7 protein-coding genes are annotated in these 6,000 nt (G+C 57.2%); all 7 read right to left on the bottom strand.

Annotated elements, in window-relative coordinates; translation table 11 throughout:
- Positions 1 to 161: 161 nt before the first annotated feature.
- Positions 162 to 965, bottom strand: coding sequence for a cell division protein CpoB (cpoB, locus tag HA46_RS16090; RefSeq protein WP_033789032.1), 804 nt, complete (start codon positions 963 to 965; stop codon positions 162 to 164).
- Between the two features lie 9 nt (positions 966 to 974).
- Positions 975 to 1,505 (bottom strand): peptidoglycan-associated lipoprotein Pal, encoded by a 531-nt coding sequence (gene pal / locus HA46_RS16085; RefSeq protein WP_033751676.1) that lies wholly within the window; start codon positions 1,503 to 1,505, stop codon positions 975 to 977.
- A gap of 63 nt (positions 1,506 to 1,568) precedes the next feature.
- Positions 1,569 to 2,864 (bottom strand): Tol-Pal system beta propeller repeat protein TolB, encoded by a 1,296-nt coding sequence (gene tolB / locus HA46_RS16080; RefSeq protein ID WP_033751678.1) that lies wholly within the window; start codon positions 2,862 to 2,864, stop codon positions 1,569 to 1,571.
- Between the two features lie 115 nt (positions 2,865 to 2,979).
- A complete protein-coding gene (tolA, locus tag HA46_RS16075; RefSeq protein ID WP_084885368.1) occupies positions 2,980 to 4,335 on the bottom strand; it encodes a cell envelope integrity protein TolA in 1,356 nt (451 codons plus the stop codon).
- 27 nt (positions 4,336 to 4,362) lie between these two features.
- Positions 4,363 to 4,791 carry a colicin uptake protein TolR gene (tolR, locus tag HA46_RS16070; protein WP_033751683.1) on the bottom strand — a complete coding sequence of 143 codons (429 nt, stop codon included), beginning with the start codon at positions 4,789 to 4,791 and terminating at the stop codon, positions 4,363 to 4,365.
- Positions 4,792 to 4,804: 13 nt separating this feature from the next.
- Positions 4,805 to 5,491 carry a Tol-Pal system protein TolQ gene (gene tolQ, locus HA46_RS16065; protein WP_033751685.1) on the bottom strand — a complete coding sequence of 229 codons (687 nt, stop codon included), beginning with the start codon at positions 5,489 to 5,491 and terminating at the stop codon, positions 4,805 to 4,807.
- Complete coding sequence (gene ybgC / locus HA46_RS16060) at positions 5,488 to 5,892, bottom strand: tol-pal system-associated acyl-CoA thioesterase (RefSeq protein WP_033751687.1); 405 nt, start codon at positions 5,890 to 5,892, stop codon at positions 5,488 to 5,490. Before ybgC ends, tolQ begins: the two co-directional genes overlap by 4 nt.
- Positions 5,893 to 6,000: the final 108 nt, after the last annotated feature.

Here is a 6,000-nt window from a genome sequence, read left to right as displayed (position 1 = left end):
CAGGCTTGCCAGACACATTTGCAATCTGTCCCGGCAACGGCGGCATATATTACTGATTTACCGAGGTAGCGCAACCCTTATTTTCCACCCGCGACGTCAACTGCTTACCTTTCATGCTGCCAGACCAGAAATCAGGCAAAATCCGGTGCTGGCTGCACAAATTACAGCCCGTCGAGACGTTTTTGCGCCTGCTTCGCCGAATCGGTATTGGGGTAAAGTTTTATCACCTGCTGGAAAACGGCTTTGGCTTTCGCCGTATCCTTTTTCTCCTGCATGATAACGCCAACCTTTAGCAACGCTTCAGAAGCCTTCGGCGACTTCGGATAATTTTTGACCACGGTGGCGTAATAGTACGCCGCGTCGTCTTTTTTACCCTTGTTGTAATTCAACTGCCCAAGCCAGTAATTGGCGTTCGGCTGGTAGGTTGAATCAGGATAGCGCTTGACCCACGCCTGCAGCGCGGCGATCGCCTGATCGTACTGTTTTTTTTCCAGAATCAGCGCCACCGCGGCGTTATAGTCGCTGTTGGCATCGCCGCTCTGCACCGGCGCGCCAGATGAGGCTGCCGCCGCGCCGCCTGCGCTTGCCGCTGCGCCCGTGTCGGCGCTCGCCGCCGGCGCATCAGCGCCGCTTTGCGCCGCGCCGTTCGCGCCGCTGCTGCTCAGGCTGTCGATCTGCTGATAGAGCTGCTTCTGCCGCTCGATGACCTGATTAAGCTGGTAGCTGTTTTGCTGGATTTGCCCGCGCAGCGAATCGATATCGCTTTGGTTGTCGCTCATCTGCTGCTGCAGTTGCTGCAGAAGCTGAGCCTGGGCGTTAGAAATGCGTTCAAGAGTGGTGACGCGGTCTTCGACCGAGCCAGAGCCGACGTTACTGATTGATGCCTGGGCATTAGCGGCCCAGGGGGCCGCTACGCCAACCAGTAACGACAGACCCAACAGGTGAAGTCTGAAGTTACTAATCATGTGATTCTCTTAGTAGACCAGAACGGCACGACGGTTTTTAGAGTAAGCCGCTTCGTCATGACCCAGAACAGCCGGTTTCTCTTTACCGTAAGAGACGATAGACATCTGGTCAGCCGACACGCCTTTGCCCTGCAGGTACATCTTCACGGCGTTAGCACGACGCTCGCCCAGTGCGATGTTGTATTCCGGCGTGCCGCGCTCATCCGCGTGACCTTCGATGGTCACTTTGTATGACGGGTTGCTGCGCAGGAAGGCTGCGTGCTGGTCCAGCATCTGAGCGTAGTCAGACTGCACGTCATATTTGTCCAGACCGAAGTAGACGATGTTGTTCTGCTGCAGCTGCTGCATCTGCAGACGCGCCTGCTCGTCAGAAGACATGTTGCCGTTGCCGCTGCCGTTCATGCCAGCACCGTTGCCGTAAGCGCCGTCAGCGCCCATGCCAGTCTGGTCATTGTTGTTGTTTTTGTGTGAGCTACAAGCGGCTACAGCCAGAACCGGCAGAGCCAGCATCAACCCTTTCAGCACTTTGTTCAGTTGCATTTTGTTATCCTGTTATATTGTTTATCATACATTTAACCCCCTGCTGCGCAGGGGACCTATGCATTACAGATACGGCGACCAGGCAGGCGATTTTACCTGTCCATCAGTTGCCGGAAGACGCGCTTTGAAACGCCCATCTGTTGATACCAACTGCAACACGGAACCCATCCCCTGAGTAGAGCTATAGATTACCATCGTGCCGTTTGGAGCCAGACTTGGCGATTCATCCAGGAACGTGCTCGTTAACGTTTGAACGGCTCCCGTTACCAGATCCTGTTTGGCGACATGCTGAGCGCCACCGGCGCTGCTGATCATCACCATCGTTTTACCATCGGCAGAGACGTCCGCATCCTGGTTTTGCGAGCCTTCCCAGGTAATACGTTGTGGCGCACCGCCGTTGATACCGATTTTATAAATTTGCGGCGCTCCAGCCTGATCCGAAGTGTAAGCCAGGGTCTGGCTATCCGGGAACCAGCTCGGCTCAGTGCTGTTGTAGCGACCGTCGGTGATTTGACGCGTCTGGCCGGAAGCCAGATCCATCACATAGAGATTCAGGCTGCCCGTTTTCGACAGCGCGAAAGCCAGTTTCGTCCCGTCCGGCGAGAAGGCCGGCGCGCCGTTGTGACGCGGGAAGGAGGCAACCTGGCGAATCGCGCCGTTTGACAGCGTCTGCACCACCAGCGCCGATTTACCGCTTTCAAAGGTCACATAGGCCACTTTGCTGCCGTCTGGCGACCAGGCCGGAGACATCAACGGCTGCGGCGAGCGATGCACCACAAACTGGTTGAAGCCGTCGTAGTCTGATACGCGCAGTTCGTACGGGAACTGGCCGCCGTTGGTCTGCACCACGTAGGCGATACGGGTACGGAACGCGCCCTTGACGCCCGTCAGCTTCTCGAACACTTCATCACTGGCGGTGTGCGCAGCATAGCGCAGCCACTGCTTAGTGACTTTATAGGAGTTCTGCGCCAGAACGGTGCCCGGCGCGCCGCCGGTGTCCACCAGCTGATACGCAACCTGATAGCTGCCATCTGGATTAGAGGTGACCTGACCGACCACCACCGCATCGATACCCAGCGCGCTCCAGGCGGCAGGCTGTACTTCCTGCGCGCTGGTCGGCTGCTGCGGCAGACGTGAACGGTCGATGGGATTGAATTTACCGCTGTTGCGTAAGTCAGCGGAGACGATGCCGCCAACATCTTCTGGCGCAGCGCCTGAGCCAGCCCATTTAAACGGCACCACGCCGATTGGGCGCGCGGTGTTTACGCCCTGCGTAATTTCAATGCGTACTTCTGCGTGGAGCATTGCAGCCCACAGCAGAACAAAAAAACCTAAGGTTACACGAAGTGCCTGCTTCATCTTTTCTCCCTTACCTGAACCTGAGTTCATGATAATTCGCACAGTTCCTGAAAAACACGAGTATTCATCTAATACGGCAAGCTAACCTTAGTCCAACCTGCCGCGGGTTACTGCATTATTCCGGTTTGAAACGCATTGGCGCGTTTTTAAACACTTCATACACTGCTTGCGATGGCGGCTTAGGAATATGAGCCTGCTTCGCGGCAGCGATCGCCGCCTGGCATAACGCCGGGTCGCCGCCTTCAGATTTGACGTCAATCAGCAAACCATCCGGCGCCAGCTTGATACGCAGGTTACACTCTTTCCCCTTATAAGTATCAGCATCGTAGAAGCGGCTCTGAATCGCGCCCACAACCTGTCCCAGATAAGAGTTAATCTCTGCGCCCGATGCGCCGGCTTTTTTCTGGTTGCCCTGCCCTGCCGCGCCGCCGCCGCCGGCCGCGCCACTTTTCGGTGCATTCTTACCAGACGCCAGGCCGCCGAGCAGATCGTCGACATCACTGCTGTTTTTCGCTGCTTCCGCCGCCGCTTTTTTCTTCGCGTCGGCGGCGGCCTTGGCTTTCGCCGCGGCGTCAGCTTTGGCTTTGGCGGCCGCATCGGCTTTCGCTTTCGCCTCGGCCGCTGCTTTTTCTTTCGCTTCCTGAGCCGCCTTTTCTTTAGCTGCTTCGGCTTTCTCTTTCGCTTCCTGAGCCGCCTTCTCTTTGGCCGCTTCGGCTTTCTCTTTCGCTTCCTGAGCCGCCTTCTCTTTGGCCGCTTCGGCTTTCTCTTTCGCTTCTTCGGCCGCTTTGGCTTTCGCCTCCTGCGCCGCTTTGGCTTTCGCCTCCGCTGCCGCTTTTGCCTTCGCATCGGCTGCCGCTTTCGCGTCGGCCACCGCTTTCTCTTTGGCGGCGGACGCGGCGGCGGCTTTCGCCTGCTCTTCCGCTTTTTTCTTCGCGTCGGCGGCGGCCTGTTTCGCCTGTTCTTCCGCCTTCTGCGCCGCCTCGGCCGCCGCTTTGGCCTGCGCCTGCGCTTCCGCTTTCGCATCGGCTTTCGCCTTCGCCGCGGCCGCCTCGGCCGCTTTCTGCTGCTCCTGCGCCGCTTTAGCCGCCGCTTCCGCCTGTTTCTGCTGTTCAGCCTGCGCTTTTGCCGCTTCCTGCGCCTGCAGACGCTCTTTTTCCAGCGCCTTCAGACGCTGCTGTTCCGCGGCCTGCTTCTGCTGCAGCTCTTCAGCCTGCTGCTGCGCCTGCTTCTCACGCTGCTGCTCGGCGCGCTGGCTGTCGCTTTTCTGGTTCTGCTGACGGTTGTACTGTTCTACCACGGCGCCGGGATCGACCATCACCGCGTCGATATCGCTGCCGCCGCCTCCGCCGCTCGCCTCAATATTCTCGTTGAAGGAGCTCCAGATCAGCAGGGCGATCAGTACCACGTGCAGAGCCACCGATATAATTATCGCGCGCTTTAACTTCTCGTTTTGCTCGGTTGCCTTCGACACACTCGGTTCCCAAAAAACGGTTCGACTTTAAATCGGCTGCGTCATCAAACCGACAGATTTAACGCCTGCCTGATGCAGCAGGTTGAGCGCTTTAATAATTTCGTCATAGGGCACATCCTTTGCGCCGCCGATTAAAAAGACGGTTTTCGGATTCGCCTCGATGCGACGCTGCGCCTCGCTCACCACCTGTTCCGGCGGCAACTGCTCCATACGATCGTGATCCACCACCAGGCTGTACTGACCAACGCCTGAGACCTCAACGATCACCGGCGGATTATCGTCGCTGGAGACCGTTTTCGAATCGGTGGCGTCCGGCAGGTCCACTTCTACGCTCTGGGTAATAATCGGCGCTGTCGCCATAAAGATCAGCAGCAGCACCAGCAGGACGTCGAGCAGCGGAACGATATTAATTTCCGATTTCAGGTCGCGGCGGCCGCGACCACGTACTCTGGCCATGAGTTACCTCCGCTTACTTCGCGCTGTCGCTGGAGAAGGCCTGACGGTGCAGGATGGCCGTGAACTCTTCCATAAAGTTGTCGTAGCCCTGCTCCAGCTTATTGACGCGCTGGTTCAGTCGGTTGTAGGCCATAACCGCAGGAATCGCGGCGAACAGGCCGATCGCGGTGGCGATCAGCGCTTCGGCAATGCCCGGCGCAACCATCTGCAGCGTCGCCTGCTTGACCGCGCCCAGCGCGATAAAGGCGTGCATGATGCCCCATACGGTGCCGAACAGGCCGATGTAGGGACTGATAGAGCCGACGGTGCCAAGGAAAGGAATGTGGTTTTCCAGCGTTTCCAGCTCGCGGTTCATCGAGATGCGCATCGCGCGGCTGGCGCCTTCCACCACCGCTTCTGGCGCATGGCTGTTGGCGCGGTGCAGACGGGCGAACTCTTTAAAGCCGGCGTAGAAGATCTGCTCTGAGCCGCTCAGCTCTTCGCGGCGTCCCTGGCTCTCCTGATAGAGACGCGACAGCTCGATGCCGGACCAGAACTTATCTTCAAAGGCTTCCGCCTCGCGTCCCGCCGCGTTCAAAATTCGGGTGCGCTGAATAATGATGGCCCATGAGGCAATGGAAAAGCCGATCAAAATCAACATGATAAGTTTGACCAGAAGGCTCGCCTTCAGGAACAAATCAAGAACGTTCATGTCAGTCACTGCTTGAACTCCGCGACAATAGACTTGGGAAGCGCAATCGGCTTCATAAGATGTGGGTTAATGCAGGCAATCAGGACTTCTGCTTCATTCAGGACTCTGCCTTCTGCATTCACGATACGCTGGGAAAATGTCATGGTTGCGCGCGTCATGGCGGTGACTTCGCTCTGGATCTCCAGAAGGTCGTCAAGACGCGCCGCCGCAACATAGTCCACCGTCATGCGCCGCACCACAAAAGAAACCTGCTGTTCCAGCAGCGTTTGCTGATTGAAATGGCGCTGACGCAGCATTTCGGTACGTGCTCGTTCATAAAAAGCGATATAGCTGGCATGGTAAACCACGCCACCAGCATCGGTGTCTTCGTAATAGACCCGAACCGGCCAGCGAAACAGCGTTGTACTCACTCTACATCCCGGTCTCGTTTTTAAACGTTGCTACTATACGCAAGAGATTTCGGGTTGGGAATGGGATGCCAGAGCCAGGAGAAAATAATTATCGGAAGGTAACAATCA

Source organism: Pantoea septica, from assembly GCF_002095575.1.
In the GTDB taxonomy this organism is placed as follows: domain Bacteria; phylum Pseudomonadota; class Gammaproteobacteria; order Enterobacterales; family Enterobacteriaceae; genus Pantoea; species Pantoea septica.
This window is presented reverse-complemented; position numbering and strand designations above follow the sequence as displayed.